Below are 1784 nucleotides of genomic sequence, written 5' to 3' on the forward strand. Positions count from 1 at the left end.
GATCATGCCGACCGCGTGCTTGAAGACTTCGCGGCCCTCCATCCGGAGATGGCCGACCGTACCCGTCGTCGACGGCCCGCCATCGACAAAAAGCTTGTCCTTGTGCGTGCCGTCGGAGCGCAGGCTGGCCGCCAGAACGCCATGGTCGGCGATCGTGCCCGCGCCCTCGCCCGCTTCCAGGATCATGGCACCGGCGCCGTCTCCGAACAGCACACAGGTCGACCGGTCGCTCCAGTCGAGAATGCGCGAGAATGTTTCGGACCCGATCACCAGGACACGCTTGGCCAGGCCGCCGCGGATGTAGAGATCGGCGGTGGTCACGGCATAGACGAAACCCGAACAGACCGCCTGCATGTCGAAGGCAAAGCCGTGATGCATACCGAGCCGGTTCTGGATCTCGACGGCGGTGGCCGGAAACGTGTTGTTGGGCGTCGAGGTCGCCAGCACGATCAGATCGATGTCGGCGGGCGTGAGGCCCGCATTGGCAAGTGCGGCACGTGCCGCCGCTTCCCCCAGCGAAGCGGTCGTCTCGTCATCGCCCGCGATGTGGCGCTGGCGAATGCCGGTGCGCTGGGCGATCCACTCGTCGGAGGTCTCGACCATGCCTTCGAAATCGGCATTCTTCATGATTCGGCGGGGCAGCGCGGCGCCCGTGCCGCGCACGACTGATCTGATCAAAGTTCTTTCCTATTCCTTTGCGTCGGTGACGACGTCGGATTTCCTAGATGACAGGGCGCGCGGGTTGCGCGCATGAAACAGGTCCAGATCGGCCTCGATACGGTCGAGGAGGTTGTTGCGGACCATGTCATAGCCGAGTTCGATCGCGGCGGCGAACCCGTCAGAATCAGCACCGCCATGGCTTTTGACGACGATCCCGCTCAGCCCCAGGAAAACGCCGCCATTGGAGCGGCCGACATCCATCTTTTCGCGCAAGCGGTTGAAGGCGCCCTTAGCGAAGACGTAGCCGATCCTGGCCATCAGGGTGCGGCTCATCGCGGCGCGCAGATAACCCGCTATCTGGCGCGCCGTGCCTTCCGCGGTCTTCAGAGCGATGTTGCCGGCGAAGCCCTCGGTCACCACAACGTCGACCGTGCCCTTGCCGATATCGTCGCCCTCGACGAAACCGTGATAGTTCATCGAGGCCATGTTGGCTTCGCGCAGCATGCGCCCCGCCTCCTTAACCTCTTCCTGGCCTTTGATCTCCTCGACGCCGACATTGAGCAGGCCGACGCTGGGCCGGGCTATGCCGAAGACCGAGCGCGCCATGCCGGTGCCGAGAATGGCAAAATCGATGAGCTGTTGCGCATCGGCCCCGATGGTCGCGCCGACATCCAGCACCACGCTTTCGCCGCGCAATGTCGGCCAAAGGGCTGCGATCGCCGGGCGATCGATGGTGGCCATGGTGCGCAGGCAGAATTTCGACATCGCCATCAGCGCACCGGTGTTGCCCGCGGAAATGCAGGCGTCGGCCGTGCCGGCCTTGACCGCTTCGACGGCCTTCCACATCGATGACTTCCAGCGGCCGTGGCGCAGCGCCTGGCTCGGCTTGTCGTCCATCCTGACCGCAATTTCGCAATGGAAGAATTCGCTGATCTCGGCAAGCTTGGGAAATTTGGCGAGCTCCGGGCGCACGACCTCCTCACGCCCGAAGATGACGAAGCGGATGTCGGGACGACGGGTCGCGACCGTCATGAGCGCTGGAATGACCACGGCTGGTCCGTGATCGCCGCCCATGGCATCGATGGAAATCCTGATCACGCGGTATTTGTCTCACGGTTAGGCGG

The 1784-nt window shown here is 63.9% G+C and carries 2 protein-coding genes; both read right to left on the minus strand.

Going from position 1 to position 1784, the window contains the following annotated elements; translation table 11 throughout:
* Window positions 1-678: beta-ketoacyl-ACP synthase 3 (locus EN879_RS34520; protein WP_127274644.1), on the minus strand; the 678-nt coding region annotated here is incomplete at its 3' end.
* 9 nt (window positions 679-687) lie between these two features.
* Window positions 688-1758: a phosphate acyltransferase PlsX gene (gene plsX / locus EN879_RS34525; RefSeq protein WP_024504675.1), complete on the minus strand. Its 1071-nt coding sequence runs from the start codon at window positions 1756-1758 to the stop codon at window positions 688-690.
* Window positions 1759-1784: the final 26 nt, after the last annotated feature.

The sequence above is a fragment of the Mesorhizobium sp. M7A.F.Ca.AU.002.02.1.1 genome (assembly GCF_003998535.1).
GTDB lineage: Bacteria > Pseudomonadota > Alphaproteobacteria > Rhizobiales > Rhizobiaceae > Mesorhizobium > Mesorhizobium ciceri.